The following is a 22,691-nucleotide window of genomic DNA, read 5'->3' as shown; positions in this document are numbered from 1 at the left end:
GACATAAAGGAGGAGCTTTTTTGTCGGAGCGACAACAGTTGATCGATGAGTTGGAACAAGCCTTCCGGCAAGTGTTCCGCCAGTGGAAAAAAGAAATCCATGATGTGATGGGTAAAGGAGTAAACAGGGGCCAATTTGTTATCCTACGTCACCTCTATACCCATGGCCCACAAAGAGCATCGGCCCTATCGACGGAATTTGATGTCTCCAACAGTCACATCACCCAACTGTCGGATCAGCTGGTCAAAAAAGAATGGATTGAGCGTCGCCGCTCACAGGAGGACAAACGAGTGGTGGAAATGATGATCACCGCTACGGGAATTGAAGCGGTCGAAGCGATAGAGAAGAAGCGCCTTGAATACTTCCGGCACAAATTTGATTCATTTACCACTGAGGAAATAAACGCTTTGCTTCATCTGATTCGAAAAGCGGATGGAGATCCGCAAACGGAAAGAGGGAAAACGCGTGGAACATCTTGAAACAAGACAAAAAATAACCATTATGATCGCCGTGATGGCATCTCTATTGTTTGCCGCCCTCAACCAGACGATCGTCGGCACCGTTATGCCCCGAATCGTTAGCGACTTAGGCGGTATCCAATATTTTAACTGGGTATTTACCATTTTTATGTTGACAGCCAGCGTCACCACGGTATTAGTCGGAAAGCTGTCCGATATCTATGGACGGAAGATCTTTATTCTGACCGGACTCGCTTTGTTTATGATTGGAAGCTTTTTATGCGGAACCGCTCAAACCATGATTCAATTAATCATCTGGCGCGGCTTGCAAGGTTTTGGCGGCGGAATGGTGATGGCCACCGCTTTCACCGCTGTTGGCGATCTTTTCTCTCCCCGGGAGCGCGGTCGTTGGCAAGGATTGATGGGTGCGGTCTTCGGCTTAGCCAGTGTATTGGGACCCACCTTAGGCGGCTACATTGTGGATCACTTCGATTGGCACTGGGTCTTCTGGATCTTTCTTCCCGTAGGGTTAATCGCCTTTTACTTGATTCTGCGCCTGTTTCCACAAACCCCTCGCGGGGAGAAAAATCGGATCGATTACACCGGTTCCATATTTTTGGTGCTAACCATTGTCCCGCTTCTGCTGGCTTTCACCTGGGCGGGAGACCGTTATACGTGGACCTCCTGGCAAATCTTAAGCATGATCGCCGTCTCCGCTTTCAGCTTAGCTGCATTCATATGGGTGGAAAAACATGCGGAAAACCCTGTAATGCCTTTGCATCTCTTTAAAAACAGTATCTTCACCTTGTCCAATGTTATCAATTTTCTCATCGGTGTCGCCATGTTTGGAGCAACCATGTATGCTCCCTTCTATATTCAAGGAGTCAAGGGGATCTCAGCCGCTGAATCTGGCGTCATTATGATGGCAATGACATTGGGGATGGTATTGGCCAGCTCGATCGTTGGCAGCCTGGTTACCAAGACAGGTAAGTACAAAAAATTGGCCTTGGGCGGACTTTTAGTGATGGGAGCGGGGATGGTTCTTCTGTCCATGTTAACCATCGAAACTTCGATTCTCCTGACCACAATCTACCTGATCATCGTCGGATTAGGGTTGGGTACCGCCTTTCCCATCTTTAACTTAACCGTACAAAATGCAGTCTCTCATCGTTATCTCGGTGTTTCTACTTCTGCCATCCAATTATTCCGGCAAATGGGCGGCACGATCGGCGTATCGATTATGGGGACCATTATGATCTCGCGGATGGATGCAAAAATAGCCGCAACCCCCGCACCTCCTGAACTGGCTAATAATCCGGCAGCACAAACATTAGCCAACATCAATCCACAGGTGCTGTTATCCCCTGATCAGCTGGCAGCCATCCGCAGCCAGTTGCCGGCAGGGATGGAGGCCGTGTTTGATCAAGTATTATTGATGCTGCGTGAAGCGATGAACGCCGGTATATCCAGCGTGTTCATTGTGGGGGGTGCTGTCATTACCCTCGCTTTCCTCTGCACATTCTTTCTGCGGGAAATTCCACTGCGCACCAGCAACGAGGAACCACCTCAAGAGGATACCGGCAATGAAAACCAAACAAGCGACGACGAACAAGCTTCCCATAGGCCTACAGAAAAAGCGGGAGCTCATCATTAAAAAGAAAGAGATCCGCATACCTTGGCGGATCTCTTTCTAATCCAAAACCACCTCACACTGGAGGTGGTTTTTGCTGTATTATGCATTCATTTTTTGTTTAGCCAATTGAGCCAGTTCAGCGAAGGCCTTTTCATCGTTGATAGCCAGATCGGCCAACATTTTACGGTTGATGTCGACCCCTGCTTGCTTTAGTCCAAACATCAATTTACTATAGGACAATCCGTTCATGCGGGCAGCCGCATTAATACGGGTAATCCACAGCTTACGAAAGTCCCGTTTTTTCTGGCGACGATCGCGATAAGCGTACATCAGTGATTTCATCACTTGCTGTTTCGCCGTTTTAAACAATGTATGCTTGGAACCAAAGTATCCACGGGCCAGCTTTAATACTTTTTTGCGACGACGACGAGTAACAATCCCGCCTTTGACTCGAGCCATGATTTCACTCCTCCAAACAAGCACTTCACATTTTTATGGGTTAAGTTCTTTATTTGCAATAAACGATCGGCTCATCGAGACAAGCCGTTATATCCGCTGTATTCGAAGATCATTTGTAAGGGATCAATCGCTCTGTACGCTTGACGTCCCCTTTTGCCATGGTGGTGCTTTTGCGCAGCTTCCGTTTGGCTGATTTCGGTTTATGCTCCAGCATATGGTTCATAAAGGCGTGGTTGCGCTTAATTTTACCTGTGCCGGTTTTGCTGAAACGCTTAGCAGCGGCACGGCGCGTTTTCATTTTCGGCATGAGATTTCCTCCTCCGTCACTGCTGTTTCGGTGATAAGATCATAATCATATGGCGCCCTTCCAACTTGGGCTGCCGTTCTACATCCCCGATGTCTTTCACTTCTTCCGCCATCCGGACCAAAATCTTACGACCTAAGTCCTGGTGGGTAATCTCCCGACCACGAAAACGAATCGAAAGTTTCACTTTGTCCCCGTTGTTCAGGAATTTTTTCACGTTACGAAGCTTAGTGTTAACATCGTGTTCTTCGATCGACGGGCTGAAACGGATCTCTTTGATTTGAATCGTTTTCTGCTTCTTGCGGGCTTCTTTTTCCCGCTTGCTCTGTTCATAGCGATACTTGCCGTAGTCCATAATGCGGCAAACCGGCGGCTTGGCCTGGGGTGCCACGTTGACCAGGTCCAGATCGGCTTCCTGGGCGAGACTGAGCGCTTCGCGAAGAGGTTTGATTCCGAGCTGGTTTCCCTCCGAATCGATCAGGCGGACTTCCCGTGCACGAATCGACCCGTTGACCAGATGTTGTTCCCTGCTAATAACCTGCCACCTCCGAAATTTTTGTAAAAAACAGGAAAGGTGTAGGCAGACGCCCACACCTTGAAAATCCTCATCCGGAATCAAGACCTGTCAACAGCCCGTGCGTCGATCAGGTGAGAAGCGGGCGCTTCTGCTTTCCTACTCAAAGAAGTGTATCACGCTACCCGAACCTTGTCAAGAAAAGGAGGGGGTGTGCTCTTCAAATAGGGCCCGGGTTTCGATTTCCCTCTTCGGGATTAGTCACTTCATCTCTTTTGGTCAATCGTCTCCCGTATTTGCCCAATCAACTGATCCAACTGGATCATCCCTTGATCCCCTTTGCCGCGTTCGCGCAGGGCGACTCCGCCTTGTGCCTGTTCCTTTTCACCGATGACCAGCATATAGGGAATCTTTTGCAGTTGGGCCTCCCGAATTTTGTAACCAATCTTTTCACTACGTCCATCCAACTCAGCCCGAATGCCGTTGGCCTGTAGGCGACCCACCACTTCTTGGCCGTAATCGTGGAACGTATCGGTAATGGTAAGCACCCGCGCCTGGGTTGGCATCAACCAGACAGGCAGTGCCCCTTTGTAATACTCCAACAAAAAGGCGACAAACCGCTCCATCGTGCCGACGATGCCGCGATGGATCACAACCGGGCGATGGGGCTGGCCGTCTTCCCCGATATATTCCAGCTCAAACTGGTTGGGCAGATGGAAGTCCAATTGGACGGTTGATAAGGTTTCATCTTTGCCAAGAGCCGTCTGTACCTGAACATCTAGCTTCGGGCCGTAAAATGCCGCTTCTCCTTCCGCTTCCACATAATCCAGCCCCATATCGTCCAGAGCCTCTTTTAGCATCTGTTGACTCATTTCCCACATCTCATCGTTTTGCACATATTTCTTTTTGTCCTTAGGATCGCGGTAGGAAAGGCGATACCAAAAGTCCTTGATGCCAAAGTCGTGATAGACGTCCTGGATCAGTTGCACCACACGGATAAATTCCGATTTGATCTGATCGGGGCGACAGAAAATATGGGCATCGTTTAAGGTCATCGCCCGCACCCGCTGCAACCCGGACAGCGCACCGGACATTTCATATCGATGCATCATCCCTAATTCGGCAATGCGAATCGGCAAGTTACGATAGCTCTTCAAATCATTTTTATAGATCATCATATGATGGGGGCAGTTCATGGGGCGAAGAACGAGCTCTTCGTTGTCCATTTTCATCAAAGGATACATATCTTCGTGATAATGATCCCAATGGCCGGAGGTTTTATACAGTTCCACACTTGCCAAATGGGGCGTATAGACATGATGATAACCGAGCCGCTCCTCTTTATCGACGATATAGCGTTCAATGATGCGTCGGATGGTGGCACCGTTGGGGAGCCACAGCGGTAAGCCTTGCCCCACTTCCTTCGATAGGGCGAAAATCCCCAACTCTTTCCCCAACTTGCGATGATCCCGTTCTTTTGCCTCTTCCAGACGTTTGAGATGCTCTTCCAACTGCGACTGTTTCGGCCAAATCGTGCCGTAAATTCGCTGCAGCATCGGATTATCCGAGTCCCCACGCCAATAAGCGCCAGCAACGCTCAACAGTTTAAAAGCTTTTAGCTTACCCGTGGAAGGGACATGGGGACCACGGCACAGATCGGAAAACTCCCCCTGCTCATAGATGGTAATCTCCTCATTTGGCGGTAGCTCGCGAATCAGTTCCAGTTTATAGGGATCGCCCACCTCTTCGTAAATGCGAAGCGCCTCTTCACGGGAAACCACCTTACGCCGTATGGAATGATCCTCTTTGACGATCTTTTTCATCTCATCTTCGATCTTAGACAAATCTTCATGAGTTAAGCGATGAGGCAGATCCATATCATAATAAAATCCATTTTCAATCACCGGGCCAATCCCCAACTTCACATCGGCAAACAATCGCTTCACGGCTTGTGCCATCAGGTGAGCGGCACTGTGTCGGTAAACTTCCAACCCTGCTTCGTCATCCAAGGTAAGAATGCGCACCTCTTCTCCATCGGCAACGGTGGTGGATAGATCAACGGTTTTGCCGTTCACCATACCGGCCACCGCTTTTTTGGCCAATCCTTTGCTGATGGAGGTAGCGACATCCAACACATTGACAGAACGGTCAAACTCCCGCTGGGAGCCATCAGGCAACTTAACGACTACACCCATGAATGATTCACTCCTTTTAGACAAAATAAAAAACACCCAATCCCAAGGGACGAGTGTTTGGACACGTGGTTCCACCCTTTTTTGATCCGGCCTTTCACCGAAAGGCGAATCCTCTTAACAAATAACGGTGTTCAAACCGGCGGCCGATACTGCCAATAATGGGTTCCCGGCAGCAGCTTAGAGGGGGTCATCCAACCGGCAGAGGGTGAGGGGGTTTACAGCCGGTGACCCCCATTCTCTAGCACCGTGATCGGAGGATGGTATCCTCATCAATGCTGATATTGGCGAAAATTTGTCTTTCATTATACGCGCCTCATTCGATGGAGTCAAGCTTTTCCATGCGCGAAATCCGACAGATCGGACAACCTTGGCATACCTGAATCCGGTTTTCAAAAATTTGAATCAAGGTGCGAATAATCGTCTCTTCCGTATTGACGGTATGTAAAAGAATACGATCCGGGGCCACTGTTAACAGTGAGCTGACAATCATATCTTCCTGGGACAGCGACTGGTCCATCAGCTCCTGCACAACGCCGTCCGTCTCTTTTAATGAAAGTGGGTTTCCTTCTCCATCCAGCAGATGAAAACGGCGCTTACCATGATGAAAAACCTGAACCAAGGGAATCTTGGGCTTTTGTACGGATACAAAATATCGGAGCAAATTGATAAACTCTTGATATTCCTGGTCCAATAAATATTCATCGATCGCATGCTCTACCAGCTTTACTAACAGATGACGATAGCGTTTCATGCGGAAGCGAAAAAATCCATCTACCGCCAGTGTGCGATGACGCTGCAAATAGCGACTAACATGACGGGAAACCTTTTCTCGGCGATCGTATTGACCGGACTCCACCTCAACATCTTCCGCCAATATATGCTGAGCATAAGCTTCAATCGCTTCCGTTTCAGCGGGATGATGATAGCGAAAATCTTTGCAGATAATGTGTCGGATTAAAGCCGGTTCATCCATCATCATAAAATAATCGGCTATTGCATTGCTCAGACTGCGCCGGACGTTGCCTTCCTTTTGTTTTCCCGGCCGCTGGTAAAAAAGATGAAACACCGTTCGATCCCCTTGTCCCGCTTCCTCCAGGTGAAGCCGAGTTCCTCCTTCCTCCAGGTGGTGTAACGTTTGCACCAAAAGCTCGCGCATGCGGGTCGCATAGTTCGAGCCGCTGTGACCCGGCACTGAAATATGATAAGCAACCATACCCGTTTCTTCTCCTTTGTCCACCTATTTACCCCTAGTTTATGATTGGGAGTTTCAATCCATGATCGAGTGCGACAGGATTAGTGTAAGGAGAAGAAAACAATTTATGCACTTTAAAGCGATCCAAAAAACGCGGACAAATTCGCCCGCGTTTTTCCCATAAGGTCAACCCATACCAAAAAAGCTCTTTACCGCATCGATTCGTTCCGTTGTCGTGGTCATAAACAACTCAAAGGAAATATCCTGAAACAACAGCACCAACAATAAAAAGCATCCAGAATACATGGAGATTAGACCCGTCTTCTTATCCGTCTCATCGCCGGCACGAACGTAAATTCCCAGCGAACGGAGGCCGATATTTTTTTTATACGGCCAAAACAAGGGAATTCCTCGATATGTACACGCATCACCCGCCAGATGAGAAATATATCCCAACACCATCGCCCATGTATACAATGGGTTAGCCAGATAAGTGATCCAAGTGACAAAAGCTAAGGATATTAACGAATGAGTAAAATTTCGATGCGGCACAAATGCAACCGCCATCGCAAAAATGCCCGATAAGATAATCCATGATTCCAAGTCCCTAAACAAGGACAACAATACCACCACCGCACCACCTAAAGCCAAAGCAAAGGATCGAAACTTTCGATCGATCACCTTAAACAGGAGATTATTCAAGATACTCCCTTCCTCATCGATATCAGGGAGCAATGCCCCTAGAGAAGAGACCAACATAATCCCACTCACCGTCGCCACATCATCACTGGTACCGGTGACTGCCACCGCTACCGCTCCTGCCGCCACACCCAGACATAAATGGGTGTTGCCCATCATCTGACATTCCTCCTTTTACCACGTTTGACAACATACGTTTGGTTTTTCACGGAAGAAAAAACACCGATCCCCAGATCGGCGCCTTTCCATCAGGCGGAATTCCACGGCAATCAAACCGTTTATTCTGTTCATTCCGCATACTACCTTTATACTATCACAATCTTCAACCACATGGGATATTTGATTTGAAAATTGGGTTCAGTCGGATGCGGTCAACACTAATTTGACAAAAAGAGGTTTTCCAGCATAGGCGGTTACACAAAAATCCCCCTCATCCTATTTAGCGAATGAGGGGGATTTTATAAGATTCATCTGGTACCGAGGGTCGGACTTGAACCGACACGGTGGGAACCCACCCCGGGATTTTAAGTCCCGTGCGTCTGCCTATTCCGCCACCCCGGCATATTATGAGCTGGAGCGGAAGACGGGATTCGAACCCGCGACCCCCGCCTTGGCAAGGCGGTGCTCTACCACTGAGCCACTTCCGCTTACTGATGGTGGTTCGGGACGGAATCGAACCGCCGACACGAGGATTTTCAGTCCTCTGCTCTACCGACTGAGCTACCGAACCACAACCTGTTTTACTGGCGACAAAGGAAATTATAGCATGAACCACCTCCATGTGCAAGATAAAAATCAAAAAAAGATTGGCAAACAGTCTTGTCAAGCGGGCACTAGCGACGATTGGGGCCCTTTACCTGATAAGCATCCACAAAGGGAAGAATCCGTTCCATAATCCGTTTTGCCTTCGTTCGTTCCGTTCCTCCTTTATCCGAATGAGCCAAGTGTATTTCCAACTCCTCCAGATCTAAATTGGATGTGATCACCGTAGGTAGCTTTTCGGCCATCCGATATTGCAGAATCGCACCGATCACTTCATCCCGTGTCCACGGTGTTAAGTTTTCTGCACCGAAATCATCTAAGATTAATACCGTAGCGGTCTTTAATGTTTCCAGTTTATCCTGAACCAACCCATCACGAATGGAATCTTTGATCTCGCGAACAAATTCCGGTACATACACCATTAGTGAATCCACATGGTATTGAACCAATTCATGGGCCATCGCCGCCGCTATGCGACTTTTGCCGACACCAAAAGGTCCGTACAGATACAAGCCGCGCTCCGGTTTTCCATCACCGAATTGGTTGCAAAAGTTAATCGCCGCTTCAATTGCTGTCGCTCGCGCTTCGTCAAAGTCCATAGTTACAAAAGTCGCATCCAAGATATCTGCAGGAATATGGTGGCTTTTAATCAATTGCTGAACCTTTTTTCTCTCATCTTCGGCAATTTTATGGTGACAGGGAACCATACGTAGATCAAGTAAATGGTTTTGGATTTGTAACGCTGGCTGGTGTCCCTTCACCAGATTGGGACACCGTTGCAAACCGGGACATGTCTCACAATGATCCCGCTCCTGCGCGTATTGGCGCAATGATAGCCATGAACGACGAGCCAGGTCGGGGTCCAACTCCGGATGTTTTTCTCGAAACGAACGAATCTGGCGGTGATTCCAGAGTCGATCCCATTCCCGTTCCGGTCGTTGTTGGAAAGACCATTTTTCTTTTAGTGGATCGACCACTCGCTTGATACGATCCATCACGAACTCCCCTTTTCCTTTATACGACGACTTAGATTTTGATGCATCTGGTTTAGCTTTTCACGCAGCCGCGCTTCCGTCTCTGGATTGATCTGGGATGGTGTAGGGCTCGTCCCTCCCTCTTGCTCCAGTGCTTCTGCCACCGACTTCGGCAACCGATCCTCCCGCTCCCGCCGCTGTGGGTTTGAACGAGTAGACTGGTTTCGTCTCGTTCCACTTTGGTTCTTTCGCTTCTTCCATTCCCAGTTCCATTCCTTGCGCGCCATTTCGCGGGCTTCTTCCACCGTGCGAATATTTTTACGAGCCCAATGGCCCGCGATTTTTTCCACCAGAGGGCGAGGCAGTTTGAAATCATGGGAATAAAGGACATACTCCAGCAACACATTGACCACACCGTACGGCAGTTCATACTGCTGGGTTAAATCCTCCACCAGTTCCAAGTCGGCACGGGGAACCTGCTTTCCCTTCTGAAACGCGGTCAACAGTTCAACCGGCGAGATCTCCGCTAAAACGCGGAAGTGTTTCTCTTCATCGGACTGTTCCCCTTTTGCTTGATCCGGAACTTCTGGGGATGGAATCGCCTGCTTTTGTACTGACAGGGGAGAGACGGTGGAACGATCCAGTTGTTGTCGCTCCACCACGACCGGGTGACGCCCATGACGCATCCGGTACTGGCTCCGCACAAACGAACGAAAGCGATTCACATGAATGTGGCCGTTTTGGGTGACATAAGGGTTTTGTAAAGCCTTGATCAAATCCCAATCATCCAGTTGATACAAGAAGCGAATTTCACGGATTTGACCCTCCACTTCCTCTGTCCACGCCCCCGCCGCCAGATACGGTTCTAGGCGGGCTTTTACCATCGCCAAATCCTCTTCTTCCCGCTCAAATGCAGGCGGCTTTCCTTCGTCTAACAGTGTATCGCTCTCTGTTCCACTCCAGCCGATCGTCTCTTCCATCTCACTGGCAGAAGCGATTTCCGTCGGCGAAAGAGAACCGAAGACTTGTTGAAAAGTTTTCGTCAGCTCATGCCCATTCTCCTCTTCTGCTGACGAGCTTCGTACCAATTGCTGGTATAAACGACGGAAGCGCTCCTTCCCCACCCGATTAAACAGCGTGATGCTGAGTACATCACTTTGGAAAAAGCGTAACGGCGACAAGGGCGGAACCAACTCATACGTGTACAGCCGCCGCTCCGACTCTTCGGACCGGTATGTATTCCACAATCCCACACCTTCCAAGCGGAAACGGGCGGACAATAACTCACCCATGGGCCATTGAAGCCCCTTCATGAGATCCAGGTGGGTTTGCGCTGAAGTGGTTCCCGCCTGATGAAGGGGCAGTTGGTATGCCAATGTGTTATAAAGGCTGATCGCTTTGGGACCAACCACAGGTTGGTACAGTTGAATCAAGGCGATCATATCCGCGGGTTGTATCGGGCGAAAACTACGACCAATCCAGCGATCATGCGGTGTGCACTCGTTCCAAGGTACGGTGCTCATGGGCAAGCCTCCCGATCCGTTCTCCTGTGATGGGTCTTCTATTGTAACAGGAGAACCGAACGTGGACAAACTTGATTTTGACCCGGTTTCGCCACCCATACTCCTCTCTCTCCTCCCCAGCTCATCCTTCATCCATTAACGGGATCGGTTCAATAAATCTTCCAACTCCCTTACAAATACATTAATATCTTTAAATTGCCGATATACCGACGCAAATCGAACATACGCCACTTCATCCACTTCTACCAGGCGCTCCATAATCATCTCTCCGATTTCACGGGTGGGGACTTCGGACTCATTTCGTTCACGCAAGTTTCGCTGAACCTCATCCACCAATTTTTCCAATCGTTCCATCGGAACTGGCCTTTTTTCACAGGCCCGGATCAAGCCTCGCAGCAGTTTGTCACGGTTAAATTCTTCGCGGCTGCCGTCCTTTTTTATGACGATAAGAGGTTTTTCCTCCACCATCTCAAAAGTGGTAAACCGGCGTTCACAACCCTCGCATTGCCGTCGTCGACGGATCGATTTTCCTTCATGAGCCGGACGGGAATCCAGCACCCGACTGCTGCCCATGGAGTAACAAAAAGGACACCGCATGGTTGATAAACCCTCCCGAATCTTTCCACAAGGGACACCCGTATGATGAGCTCTTTCTCTTTCTTCAGCCCCTGAAATCCGGATGATACTTGTTCGATTATGATAAATATATCATACCCGACCGTATTGTACGCTAGGCTGTTTGGATTAATCCCCTTGACGTCCGGGAGCGATCCCGAGAAACACTGGTGATTGGGATCGGTAACAGACCAACAGATTCAGCATAAAAAAAATCCCCAAAGGGGATATCGAGTAAAGCTCCATTCATCTCTCCACTTTAGAAGTGGGAGATTTCTGAGACAAAAAAGTTAAACCACCACTTCTTTACGCCAATGCTCCGTCGCCAATAAAGGTTCCCCCACTCGCTTCACCAAGTCGACGACACGACAGGAGTATCCCCACTCGTTATCGTACCAGGCCAACACTTTCACTTGACGATTTCCGTTTACCATGGTGGAAGGGGCGTCGACAATGGCGGAATGGGAGTTGCCGTTGAAGTCGGTGGAAACGAGAGGAGCATCACACACCTGTAGAACTCCCTTTAAATCCGTTTTAGCTGCGTGCTTGAGCGCTTCGTTTACCTCCGTTACGGTAACTTCACGTTTTAGATCCGCCACCAGATCTACCACCGAAACATTGGGGGTCGGCACCCGTAAGGAGATGCCGTTTAGCTTGCCCTCCAACTCCGGCAATACTTTGCCGATCGCCGCAGCTGCTCCCGTTTTTGTGGGGATGATCGATTGACCGCAAGCACGGGCACGACGTAAATCCTTATGGGGATTGTCCAAGTTTTTCTGATCGTTGGTGTATGCATGGACCGTTGTCATCAATCCTTGTTCAATTCCGAAACGCTCCTGTAACACCTTTACCACTGGTGCCAGACAATTGGTTGTGCAGCTGGCATTGGAGACGATATGATGCCGGGTGGGATCATAGATACTCTCATTGACACCGATCACGATCATGGCATCCTCATCTTTTCCCGGCGCCGTGATCACCACTTTTTTTGCACCCGCCTGCAAATGGAGACCCGCTTGCTCTCTGGTGCGAAATTTGCCCGTCGCTTCCACTACGACATCAATATTGTAATCGGCCCAAGGCAGTCGGGCGGGATCCCGTTCAGAAACCAATTGGATCGCATGGCCGTTTACCAGCAACTGATTTCCTTCTCCTGTGATCTCATCCTCCACCGTGCCGTGAATGGTATCATATTTGGCCAAATGGGCCAGTGTTTCTGCCGGATAACTGGCATTGACAGCCACAATCTCGATCGACGGATCGTGAATCGCTTTACGAAAAACCATCCGGCCAATACGTCCAAAACCATTAATCGCCATTCGAAGCGGCATAATCGCTCCCCTTCCTCTCTATGATACATACCAGTTCCCTCTATCATTATAAACAGTATGACACATATTGCAATGGAGGGAAACGGAAATGTGCACATTTGTTCATAAAAAAAAGACCGAGTGATCGGCCTTTTACTGTGGCGAGGTAAATGAGTTACGTTTATTGGTCAGGTGGGAATACAATTTGCTGTAGCGCTCATGAAAAAAAGTAACCCGTTGGATATAATGACGTGTTTCTCCAAAAGGGATCTGGTTGATGTTTTGTTTAGTTCCGTCCCAGCGCTCCTCTTCCAACCATTTTCTCACATTGCCCGGACCGGCGTTGTAGGCGGCGATGGCGGCGATCTCGTTCCCTTCAAACTCACGGATCAGCCCAGAGATATACCAACTACCCATATGGATGTTGATGGCGGGATCATGGACGGACTCCTTAAACGCAGGCGAAAATTGCCCCCGCTTCACCACCCAGTCGACGGTATTGGGTGTCAACTGCATTAAACCCTGGGCACCGGCGTGAGATTCCACCTCCGGGTTAAATTTACTCTCCACCCGAATGATCGCCATCACTAAAAAAGGGTCTGCTCCCGTTGCATCAGAGCTGTATAAAATCTGTTCTTCGTAATCCAACGGGTACATCCATTTATTGAATAACGGTGTCGCCACCATCAAAAAAATCAACAGCAAGATTATAGCGAGCATCAATTTCCGCATGGAAGGGAGGGCGTCTATGGCCGGACGGATCCATTTTTCGAGACGAGTATTTGCCATAGCGCATCCACCTGTCTTTCTGTTTCCGCCAACGTACCCGAATTATCGATCAGTGCGTCGGCGAACGGTTTTTTTTCCTCTATGGGCATCTGAGCTGCTATCCGGGAGCAGGCTTCTTCGATGCTGATTCCATCTCGTTGGGTCAAACGCATTTTTTGCTCTTCAACCGGTATGTATACCACAATCACAACTTCCACCAGATTCGTCATCTTCTCTTCGATAAGCAGGGGCACGTCCCATACAATGATACGGTGAAAACCATCCGCCTGTAAGTGGTTTGTCTCCGCTTCCATCCGGCGAATGATCAAAGGATGGAGCAGCCGGTTCAAATCGAGGCGCGCCTTTTTATCTGCAAAAACGAGCCGCCCCAACGCCTGACGATCCAAGCTGCCGTCCGACCGGAAGACGGCTGCACCAAAGCGCTCGCGAATCTGGGAGCTCCCTTCTGTACCCGGCTCCACCACTTGTCGCGCCACCCGATCCGCATCGACGATGGCGGCTCCCCGTTCTTTTAGCATACGAGAAACGGTACTTTTACCTGTGGCGATCCCTCCGGTCAACCCTACAATCACCGCTGGCACTCCCTCCGACTGGTTATCCTACAAAAAGAGGCGACTAACGCCGATCCCCATCAACAAAATACCAGGTAAATAGGCGGCTGTCCGCGCCCACTGCAATTGATAAAGACGGAAGCCCGCTCGCATCCCCGCAATCAGAAACAATGAATTAACCACCGCAATCATCACCGCTGTCAGCCATGGAGAAAAGCCGAGTAATGCCGCTCCAAATCCCGCTCCAAAGGCATCCAGGGATAAAGCCAACCCCAACATGACCGCCTCCACTGGGCTAATGGTGCCGGAGCGATCCATATCCGCCGCCGTCGGGGTTTTTAAGATTTGTACCACATAGCCCAATGTACGAAATTCCAGCGTAAACACACGCTGATTCGCTTTTTCACCCATGCTCGCTTCGATCGGATCTTTTTTATCCGTTTCTGTTTTTTTGCGGGAAGCATTCCACAAAGCGAACAGACCGATGCCAATCATAATGCCGGCCCCCATCCCATCCGATACTTCTGGTGAGAGCCAACGAGACAACCATTGCCCGGCCATCATGGAGAGGACGATCATACACCCAGAACAGAGGGCGATAATGACAATGGAAAGAATGGGAATCCGAATTTGGCGCAATCCATAGGTGATACCTGCTCCAAAGCTATCCAAACTGAGGGCGACAGCCAATAATAAAAGCGAAAACCCGGTCCACATCGGTGTCCACTCCTTCCAGACGGAAAAACAGATATCCCATTCTATGAAGGAACGGAAGCGGATGTGTGATCTTCCCTCAGCGTTGGCAAAGGGAACAGAAGTGTGTCCCCCTTCCCGCCACTACTGTTTTCTGAATCGGCTCTCCACAACGGTGACAAGCTTCCCCCTTGCGGCCATACACTTGAATCTGAAGTTGAAACATCCCCATCTCACCGTTGCCGTTTACATAGGAACGGACAGAGGAGCCCCCGGCTTCCACCGCCTTTTGCAAAGTAGAACGGATTGCGGCATAAAGCTGTTTCGTCTCCTCTTCCGTCAAATCTTGCACCGATCGCTCCGGATGAATCCCCGCCGCAAACAGCGCTTCATCCACATAAATATTACCCAGTCCGCTCACCACCGCCTGATTTAAGAGCACTGCTTTCACAGCGGCTTTGCGCTTCGCCAACCGCTCCCGCAAAACCTCCACGGTAAACTCATCGGACAAGGGTTCTGGGCCCAGTTTGTTCAACGGTGGACGTTTTAAATCTTCTCCCCGCCGGTATAAGTGCATGGTACCAAATTGGCGTACATCGTTATAACGCAGCTCGGTGCCATCCATAAACCGAAACCGCACATGGGTATGTTTGGCAATCGATTCATCCTTCGAAGTTACGGAATAACGCCCTTCCATCCGCAAATGGGAGACCAGCACCCACGGATCGAGAAAGATGCGCAAAAACTTTCCGCGACGCCCAACCCCCGTCACGGTTCGACCCCTCAATAGCTCCCGGAACAGCGCCGGGTCTGGAGGTTCCTGTATAATTCGCGGTAAATCGACGGTTACTTCTTCGATCGTTTTCCCCACAATCAAAACTTCCAACGTTTGTTTAACGGTTTCTACCTCTGGCAACTCTGGCATGCCGCTCTCCCTTTCGCCTATTTCCTATTTTGCTTCGTACCAAGTCTTACCTGCGCTGACATCCACCTTCAGCGGAACGGACAATTCCACCGCCCCTTCCATCACTTGCACTACCCGCTCTGACAATACATCGACCTCTGTCTGCGGCGCTTCAAAGATTAGCTCATCGTGAACCTGAAGCAACAGGCGAGAGTTTAGCCCCTCTACCTGCAACACCCGTTGCATCTCCACCATCGCCTGTTTGATGATGTCTGCCGCCGATCCCTGAATCGGGGTATTCATCGCCGTCCGTTCGGCAAAGCTGCGTAGATTGTAGTTACGGGAGTTAATATCCGGCAGATAGCGGCGCCGGTGCAACATCGTTGTCACATAACCTTCGGTTTTGGCTTGACGGATAACATCATCCATATATTGCTTCACACCGGGATAACTTGCAAAATATCGCTCAATAAAAGCCGCCGCCTCTTTGCGGGTAATATTGAGGCTTTGGGATAATCCGTAATCGCTGATACCGTACACAATCCCAAAGTTGACCGCCTTGGCGTGACGCCGCATCAGGGAAGTCACCCCCTCAGCATCCACTCCAAATACATCCATCGCCGTCTTGGTGTGCACATCCATCCCTTTGGCGAATGCTTCCATCAAGCCTTCATCTTGTGATAGATGGGCCAGTACGCGCAATTCAATCTGGGAGTAGTCAGCGGAAACGATCACCCACTCCGGTTCCGCAGGAACGAACACCTGGCGGATGCGCCGCCCTTCTTCCAAGCGGATGGGGATGTTTTGCAGGTTGGGATCGGTGCTGGAAAGCCGACCGGTAGCAGTGGTCGCCTGTTGAAAGCGGGTGTGGATTTTGTCCTCCGCCGCCGTCATCTCCTTCAGCAGTCCCTCTACATAGGTGGAGATCAGCTTTCCTACTTGGCGATAGTGCAAAATCTGCTCCACAACCTCATGTTGCGGCGCCAACCGCTCCAATACATCGGCACTGGTGGAGTAGCCGGTCTTGGTCTTTTTTAAGACGGGCAAACCCAGCTTATCAAACAAAATCTCACCCAGTTGTTTGGGAGAATTAATGTTAAACTCCGTCCCTGCCAATTGGTAAATGGTTGTGGTCAGCTCGTTTAACCGTTCCTGTAGCTCATCGCCTAACGCGCGTAATTGCCGTTTATCCACCTTGACACCGATCCATTCCATCTCCGTCAACACATGCGTCACCGGCATCTCCAAGTCGTAAAAGAGCGCATCCAGCTGATAGGTGCGCAGTTCATCATCCAGCACCGGCTTTAATGAAGTCAGCGCATGAACCTTGTTCGCCAAGTGGGCAGCCAGCTCTTCTCCTTCTAGTTGCTTCCGTTTGGCTCCTTTGCCATAAACGGCATCATCCTCGGGCAGCGATCCATCCAGCTTCCGTTCCACGATATCGCTCAGCTCATGGCCCGATTCCGAGGCATTGATCACATAGGAAGCCAACAGCACATCAAAATCGTACCCCGCCGATGCTAAGCCGTGACGACGGAGAGCGATCTGGGTTCCCTTGATATCATAGGCGATCTTTTTCTTGTTTTCATCCGCCAACCAGTCCGTTAACGCTTTCCATTCCTTCGCCGTTTCCAAAGGTACATACAGCTGCTCCTCTCCGTCGGAAAGGGCGATCCCCAGTACATCAGCCCGATGATAATTGGGAGCGGTCTTTTCTACAAACAGCGCCAGTTCATCTGCTTCCAACAAGGACTCCCATTGATGAGCGTTATCGTTGGTTACCTGACGATACGGGACATCCTTCGTTTTTTTCGCTTCTTGTTGCGGCTCATCCGTCTGTATCCGGTCCAACAAGGTCTTAAACTCCAGCCGTTTAAAAACTGGAGCTACCCGGTTTCGCTCAATGTCGCGATAGGCCAGATCCTGCAAGGAAAAATCCAATGGCACCTCGCAATAAATCGTAGCCAGTTCTTTGCTTAAACGCGCCTGTTCCTGGTGCTCCTCCACCCGTTCTTTTAACTTCTTTCCCGGTAGATCGGCAATATGATCCAATACTCCCTCAACCGTTTCAAACTGATGTAGCAGTTTGAGCGCCGTTTTTTCCCCAACACCGGGAATACCGGGAATGTTATCGGAGTTGTCACCCATCAGTCCCTTTAGATCGACGATTTGTTCCGGTTGCAAACCGTATTTATCCCGAATCGCCTGCTTATCGTACCGTTCCGCATCGGTCACCCCTTTACGGGTCATCAGAATGCTGATCCGATCCGTCACCAACTGCAACAAGTCCTTATCTCCGGTGACGATCCTTACCGCCATCCCGTCGGCATCCCCCTGTTTCGCCAGTGTGCCAATAATATCATCCGCCTCATAACGATCCAATTCAAAGTGGCGCACCCCAAAAGCATCCAGCACCTCTTTGATCAAGGGCAACTGTTCCGACAGTTCCCCCGGCGTTTTATCCCGTGTCCCTTTATATTCTTGATAGGTATCATGGCGAAAGGTCGTCCTGCCCGCATCAAATGCCACCAGCACATGACTCGGCTTCTCCTCTTCCAACACTTTCATCAACATCATAGTAAAGCCGTAAGCGGCGTTGGTATAAGTTCCGCTGGAGTTGGTCAACAGCGGCAACGCATAAAAAGCGCGAAAGGCGATACTGTTTCCATCAATCAACACCAATTTGTCCATGGGGGCCTCCATCTTCGATATTTCCGTTTCCGATCCCTTAAATAAATTTTTCTCTATCGCTTGATTTCATTGTATCATGAGGCATCTCAGTTCATGAAGTCATCTTTTTTCGTAGGACTGCTACCCCAAACTGCAAAAGGGGAAGAACCAACCCAAACGTCAGCGCGTATAACGGCCATGTTTGAATCGTAAACGCTTTAAAATGAACCGCGTTGGGACTTACCACCAAAGCCAACACAAATAAGATCAGCGCCAATGGATACACCAATGGACGATAGGTTTGTAGGCGAAAGGTTTGAGCCATTCCGAGCACAGAGGCATAAAAACAGACCGCCATTTTCACAAAGATCGTCAAAAACCATAAAATCCCGAGAATAGCCTCAATCCGCTGTACAAAATCGCCTACATTAATCGTTTTGGCCATCGTAAAAGTGGGATAGGGTTGGAGGGATGATAGTTCGTTCCCTAGAGTCAAAACAGTCGCTTCCGTCAATACCAACAACAGCACCCCACCCCAAAACGCCCCGATTATAAAGGCCCGTTTGGCTCTTTCCGGCCTTTTCACATAGGGAAGCACCATCAAAAAGACCACCAATTCCATATAGGGAATCGACAACTGCACATATGCTCCCTGAAAGATCGGCCTCCATCCGTCCGCCAAGATGGGAAGCATCCGATCCCATTGCAGCTCTGGGATAATCAGGACTAGCAGAATGATAAACAGTGTGAGCACGATGGGGAAAAAAATCTCCGCCGCACGGGCGAGCGGCTCCAATCCCATCTGGATGCCCATAACCACCACCAGCAAAAAAAGGAGATGAATCACGCTGATCGGGGTTTCCGGCAGCAACTGGGTTACCATAAAATCTCCGATATCGCGCAACACGAGCGCAGCCAACAAAAAAGAAAAGGTGAAAAAGAGCAATGAGATACCCTTTCCCAACCATTTGCCAAAGATTCGTTCATTCAATTCAGCCGGGGTCATACCGGGATACTGCGCACCCAATCGCTCATACAGGAGAACCACCAACACCCCTATTGCGATCGCTACTAACGTGGCGATCCAGGCATCTTGTTTCGCCACTGCCGCCACCGCTGGCGGTGATAGCAGCACAGAGCTTCCGGCAGTAAACAGAAACACCAGCACTGCCAATTGGCGCGATCCGATCTTACCCTGATCAATCAATCCAAAAACCCCTTCATCCCATGACTTTCGCGGTCCAATCGATGATCGGTCGATACACTGCTGTCAGCCAATCCGCCGGATTGGGCAAGGTCCAACCGAGATACCACATCACGTTTAACGAGGTGCCCACCAGCATAAAAATGGCAAACACCCACCGCTCTTTTTGCATAGAAGGAGGCAAGTGGCGCCACTCCATCATCCACAAAACAGCTGCCACCACCAATACACCGATAATCGACCACACATTTCATCTACTCCTTCAATTCGCGCTCCAATGTATTGCCCAATGAACCCAACTGGCGAATCTCCACATCGATATCCACCTTGATCGGCATTTGACTGAAGACTCGATCCCATTGTTTCTCCCAGCGCCTCCACTGTTGAGGATGGGATCGTTGCAGTGCAACCCCAAACCCGAAAATGTCCGAATGATATTGGTGTTGCAACCGTTCCAAGGATTGGTTTACTTTTTTCGCAATAGCTTGTTCCGTCTGTCTTACCAGATCGTCGATCACGCTTGGATCGTTTAAGTCAATTGGACATTCCACTTCCGCCACATTTGCCTCTACCTCAACAGCGATACGTCCCCTGGGACGCCTTCTCACCATGTCCCCTTCAATCGTGGACTTAGTACGAACAACCTCCATTCCTACTTTTCCGCCCTGTTCTCCACAAGGAACATCTACCAATGTACTGTTAACCTCTCCCTTGGCAAAGTTAAATCCCTCGCTTTCCCTTTGGTTCAACCAGCCTTTTAATTTTCCGTCCCAAAATACGGCGATACCGTCAATCCTCAGAAATGTGGACAAGGTGCTTTTATTCAAAGTATCGGTATTTTCTCCTTCATCGGGATTTCCAATCACTTCAATCCCTGGCAAGTGCGTTTGAATCCCGGGGTGAACCAGATCGGAAGCCAATTGATATAGTTTCACTTTACTTGTTTCCGCCCACTGCTGCGACGATATCTCCATTGATCGCGTCAATTTAATCGCCGGAATCTCTTCCAGGGGCGTCAATATCTTGACTAACGATAAAGCCGTCGTTCCCTTAGCCACCGCCAAATACAGATCCGGTCGGACATTGTGATCGCGCACCAATACATCCAACGGTCGCGTGATTCCTTCTTTCGCCAAATCTTCCCCAATGATAACCACCTGCACATAAGGCAGATACAGTTTGCGTGGAAACTTTTGCGTCAGCTTGCGAAAGGCTTCAAAAAGAGTCTCTCCATTCTCTATATAAGTAATAACCGGACTCTGATTTGTCCCGCCACCTTCAGGTAAAAATACTTTTCCCGGGTTGATCACTTGCGCGGAGACAATGTATTCGTCCCCAATTTTATCTACCCCTAACATGCCGGCAATTGAAAGCTGGTTCATCTCACGGCGATTCCAGCAGCCGGTAAGGGTACTAAACCCGATCACAACAATCAAACAAACGATTCCAATCCGTTTCCATTTCATCCCTTATTCACCTCCTTCTGCTTGGGGGGAAGGGGGCGGTGTGTTCTCCCGTCTGCGGTTCTTGGGAGCAAGCAAGCGCGGTCGCGTAATCATGTTCCAGAGAGGCACCCGGAAAAAGCTGTCTTTTTGGTCCGACCAATCGAAAGGAGCGAACGGGCTCATATATGGAACACCAAAGGAGCGTAAGCTACACAGATGAAGAACGAGGGCAATCAGGCCTATTGTAATCCCGTATAGACCGAAGGACGCGGCCGCAGCCATAAACAAATATCGCAATATCCGTACCGAGATTGCGATATTGTACGCAGGCGCGATAAAGCTAGAGATGGCAGTAACCGACACGACAATCGTCATCGCAGCAGATGCCAACCCCGCCTGTACACCGGTCAATCCGATCACCACCGTGCCGACGATTGAAACTGCCTGACCAATGGCTCGCGGCATGCGAATACCCGCCTCCCGCAAAATTTCAAACAACGACTCCATCAAAAGCGCTTCTACAAATGCCGGAAACGGAACCCCTTCCCGTTGTGCCGCTAAGGTATACAGCAACGTCGTTGGCAACAGTTCTTGATGAAACGTGGTAATCGCGATATAGAGAGAGGGCAACAGTAAATTGATGGACATTGCCAAAAAACGTAACAGCCGGAGCAATGTAGCAATATCCGCCCGTTGATAATAATCTTCCACCGACTGAAAAAACTCCACAAACAGAGACGGAACCAAGAGCACAAACGGCGTTCCATTCACCAGAATCGCCACCCGTCCTTCCAATAAACTACCCGCCACAATATCGGGACGCTCGGTATTGTACACCGTGGGAAAGGGGGTAAACGTTTCATCCTGGATCAATTCTTCGATGTATCCACTCTCCAAAATGCTGTCAATATCGATACGGTCCAGCCGCCTTCGCACTTCTTCCACTATTTTGTCGTTCACAATGCCTTGAATGTACATGATGCCGATCTCGGTTTTGGTCACTCTCCCGATGGATCGCGTTTCCAGGCGCAGATGGGTATCGCGGACCCGCCTCCGAATCAGAGCGGTGTTGGTACGCAGGTTTTCTGAAAACCCCTCCCGTGGCCCCCGCACCACTGATTGTGAAGAGGGCTCCGTCACTCCCCGCTCTCCTCCCCCGCGGGTATCAACGGCATAGCCCTGTTCTTCCCCGTCGATCAGTATCACTGTATCGCCTGACAACAGTGCCTGCGACAGACTAGGAAAATCGCGCACCTTATCGACTCCCACAACATAAATGGAAGCATCGATCAATCGATCAGGATCTCCTTTTACCAACCCCTCTATATCAGCAGAGGAGGTGCTTAAGGATTGTAACGGTTCCAATAGATTGTTGTTTACGACCTTGGTATCAACCAACCCTTCGATGTACATCACACCCAAGGTCAATCCGTCTCGCCCCACCTTGATCTCCCGTAGATTTAGATCCGAGCTGTCGCCCAGCATCTCCTTCACCTTCTGCACGTTTATTTGCAGATCGGGGAGCAAAGAGTCTTTTTGCTTACTGTCCGTGCGCTTTCGTAAACGATTACGTAATGACATGGGATCCCATCCTACTTAAGCCATTCTGACCTCATACTCCATCATTGTGGGGTTATTTTTTCCAAATTACTTACAACCATTCTTGCCATATAAAAAGACGCCAGTATCAGGCGTCAACATCACGAATGATTCATGTTATAAAAACCGCATCATTGACACATTGCTAAATCCGCCTATTTTAAAAAACAAGACCGCCGTTTGCTTGGCAGCCTCGTC

General features: G+C 49.6%; 21 protein-coding genes, 3 tRNA genes and 1 other annotated feature. Of the genes, 2 read left to right on the top strand and 22 right to left on the bottom strand.

What is annotated here, in order from left to right:
* Nucleotides 1-20: 20 nt before the first annotated feature.
* Both C8J48_RS03500 and C8J48_RS03495 read left to right on the top strand, forming a co-directional pair.
* A complete protein-coding gene (locus C8J48_RS03500) occupies nucleotides 21-479 on the top strand; it encodes a MarR family winged helix-turn-helix transcriptional regulator (RefSeq protein WP_107724976.1) in 459 nt (152 codons plus the stop codon).
* Nucleotides 466-2,112, top strand: coding sequence for an MDR family MFS transporter (locus tag C8J48_RS03495; protein ID WP_170105118.1), 1,647 nt, complete (start codon nucleotides 466-468; stop codon nucleotides 2,110-2,112). The genes C8J48_RS03500 and C8J48_RS03495 overlap by 14 nt, the downstream gene beginning before the upstream one ends.
* Nucleotides 2,113-2,190: 78 nt before the next feature.
* On the opposite strand, the gene rplT is transcribed toward C8J48_RS03495, so the two are convergent.
* From rplT to C8J48_RS03385, 22 genes are all read right to left on the bottom strand, one after another.
* Nucleotides 2,191-2,550 carry a 50S ribosomal protein L20 gene (gene rplT, locus C8J48_RS03490; RefSeq protein WP_107724974.1) on the bottom strand — a complete coding sequence of 120 codons (360 nt, stop codon included), beginning with the start codon at nucleotides 2,548-2,550 and terminating at the stop codon, nucleotides 2,191-2,193.
* A gap of 109 nt (nucleotides 2,551-2,659) precedes the next feature.
* On the bottom strand, nucleotides 2,660-2,857 hold the full coding sequence (rpmI, locus tag C8J48_RS03485; protein ID WP_107724973.1) for a 50S ribosomal protein L35: 198 nt from the start codon (nucleotides 2,855-2,857) through the stop codon (nucleotides 2,660-2,662).
* A 16-nt stretch (nucleotides 2,858-2,873) separates the two neighbouring features.
* Complete coding sequence (gene infC, locus C8J48_RS03480) at nucleotides 2,874-3,371, bottom strand: translation initiation factor IF-3 (protein WP_107727564.1); 498 nt, start codon at nucleotides 3,369-3,371, stop codon at nucleotides 2,874-2,876.
* Between the two features lie 45 nt (nucleotides 3,372-3,416).
* Nucleotides 3,417-3,531 (bottom strand) — a sequence feature (ribosomal protein L20 leader region).
* 103 nt (nucleotides 3,532-3,634) lie between these two features.
* Nucleotides 3,635-5,563 (bottom strand): threonine--tRNA ligase, encoded by a 1,929-nt coding sequence (gene thrS, locus C8J48_RS03475; RefSeq protein WP_107724972.1) that lies wholly within the window; start codon nucleotides 5,561-5,563, stop codon nucleotides 3,635-3,637.
* 313 nt (nucleotides 5,564-5,876) lie between these two features.
* On the bottom strand, nucleotides 5,877-6,800 hold the full coding sequence (gene ytxC, locus C8J48_RS03470; protein ID WP_107724971.1) for a putative sporulation protein YtxC: 924 nt from the start codon (nucleotides 6,798-6,800) through the stop codon (nucleotides 5,877-5,879).
* A gap of 141 nt (nucleotides 6,801-6,941) precedes the next feature.
* Entirely contained in the window at nucleotides 6,942-7,613 is a 672-nt protein-coding gene (locus C8J48_RS03465; RefSeq protein ID WP_107724970.1) for a metal-dependent hydrolase, read from the bottom strand.
* A gap of 313 nt (nucleotides 7,614-7,926) precedes the next feature.
* Nucleotides 7,927-8,015: transfer RNA gene (locus tag C8J48_RS03460), tRNA-Leu, on the bottom strand.
* Between the two features lie 11 nt (nucleotides 8,016-8,026).
* Nucleotides 8,027-8,101: transfer RNA gene (locus tag C8J48_RS03455), tRNA-Gly, on the bottom strand.
* Between the two features lie 7 nt (nucleotides 8,102-8,108).
* Nucleotides 8,109-8,184 (bottom strand) — tRNA-Phe (locus C8J48_RS03450).
* Between the two features lie 103 nt (nucleotides 8,185-8,287).
* Entirely contained in the window at nucleotides 8,288-9,211 is a 924-nt protein-coding gene (gene dnaI / locus C8J48_RS03445) for a primosomal protein DnaI (RefSeq protein ID WP_107724969.1), read from the bottom strand.
* On the bottom strand, nucleotides 9,211-10,713 hold the full coding sequence (locus C8J48_RS03440) for a replication initiation and membrane attachment family protein (RefSeq protein WP_170105114.1): 1,503 nt from the start codon (nucleotides 10,711-10,713) through the stop codon (nucleotides 9,211-9,213). Before C8J48_RS03440 ends, dnaI begins: the two co-directional genes overlap by 1 nt.
* Before the next feature lie 135 nt (nucleotides 10,714-10,848).
* The gene (gene nrdR, locus C8J48_RS03435; protein ID WP_107724967.1) at nucleotides 10,849-11,310 is read right to left on the bottom strand and encodes a transcriptional regulator NrdR; all 462 of its coding nucleotides are present in this window, start codon (nucleotides 11,308-11,310) and stop codon (nucleotides 10,849-10,851) included.
* A 308-nt stretch (nucleotides 11,311-11,618) separates the two neighbouring features.
* Complete coding sequence (locus C8J48_RS03430) at nucleotides 11,619-12,659, bottom strand: glyceraldehyde-3-phosphate dehydrogenase (protein WP_107724966.1); 1,041 nt, start codon at nucleotides 12,657-12,659, stop codon at nucleotides 11,619-11,621.
* 132 nt (nucleotides 12,660-12,791) lie between these two features.
* The gene (locus tag C8J48_RS03425; RefSeq protein ID WP_107724965.1) at nucleotides 12,792-13,427 is read right to left on the bottom strand and encodes a lytic transglycosylase domain-containing protein; all 636 of its coding nucleotides are present in this window, start codon (nucleotides 13,425-13,427) and stop codon (nucleotides 12,792-12,794) included.
* Nucleotides 13,385-13,999, bottom strand: coding sequence for a dephospho-CoA kinase (gene coaE / locus C8J48_RS03420; protein WP_107724964.1), 615 nt, complete (start codon nucleotides 13,997-13,999; stop codon nucleotides 13,385-13,387). The genes C8J48_RS03425 and coaE overlap by 43 nt, the downstream gene beginning before the upstream one ends.
* Nucleotides 14,000-14,026: 27 nt before the next feature.
* A complete protein-coding gene (ytaF, locus tag C8J48_RS03415; RefSeq protein ID WP_107724963.1) occupies nucleotides 14,027-14,695 on the bottom strand; it encodes a sporulation membrane protein YtaF in 669 nt (222 codons plus the stop codon).
* A gap of 76 nt (nucleotides 14,696-14,771) precedes the next feature.
* Nucleotides 14,772-15,596 carry a DNA-formamidopyrimidine glycosylase gene (gene mutM, locus C8J48_RS03410; protein WP_107724962.1) on the bottom strand — a complete coding sequence of 275 codons (825 nt, stop codon included), beginning with the start codon at nucleotides 15,594-15,596 and terminating at the stop codon, nucleotides 14,772-14,774.
* Nucleotides 15,597-15,620: 24 nt separating this feature from the next.
* Nucleotides 15,621-18,266, bottom strand: a complete 2,646-nt coding sequence (gene polA, locus C8J48_RS03405; RefSeq protein WP_107724961.1) for a DNA polymerase I — start codon at nucleotides 18,264-18,266, stop codon at nucleotides 15,621-15,623.
* 91 nt (nucleotides 18,267-18,357) lie between these two features.
* The gene (locus C8J48_RS03400) at nucleotides 18,358-19,452 is read right to left on the bottom strand and encodes a GerAB/ArcD/ProY family transporter (RefSeq protein WP_170105112.1); all 1,095 of its coding nucleotides are present in this window, start codon (nucleotides 19,450-19,452) and stop codon (nucleotides 18,358-18,360) included.
* Nucleotides 19,453-19,465: 13 nt separating this feature from the next.
* Nucleotides 19,466-19,696 (bottom strand): hypothetical protein, encoded by a 231-nt coding sequence (locus C8J48_RS03395; protein ID WP_107724959.1) that lies wholly within the window; start codon nucleotides 19,694-19,696, stop codon nucleotides 19,466-19,468.
* A gap of 7 nt (nucleotides 19,697-19,703) precedes the next feature.
* The gene (locus C8J48_RS03390; RefSeq protein WP_107724958.1) at nucleotides 19,704-20,915 is read right to left on the bottom strand and encodes a Ger(x)C family spore germination protein; all 1,212 of its coding nucleotides are present in this window, start codon (nucleotides 20,913-20,915) and stop codon (nucleotides 19,704-19,706) included.
* Between the two features lie 3 nt (nucleotides 20,916-20,918).
* Entirely contained in the window at nucleotides 20,919-22,475 is a 1,557-nt protein-coding gene (locus C8J48_RS03385; protein ID WP_107724957.1) for a spore germination protein, read from the bottom strand.
* Between the last annotated feature and the right edge of the window lie 216 nt (nucleotides 22,476-22,691).

The organism is Desmospora activa DSM 45169, from assembly GCF_003046315.1.
Lineage (GTDB): Bacteria > Bacillota > Bacilli > Thermoactinomycetales > DSM-45169 > Desmospora > Desmospora activa.
Note: the sequence above shows the minus strand (reverse complement) of the source record. Positions and strands in the feature narration are given on the sequence as shown.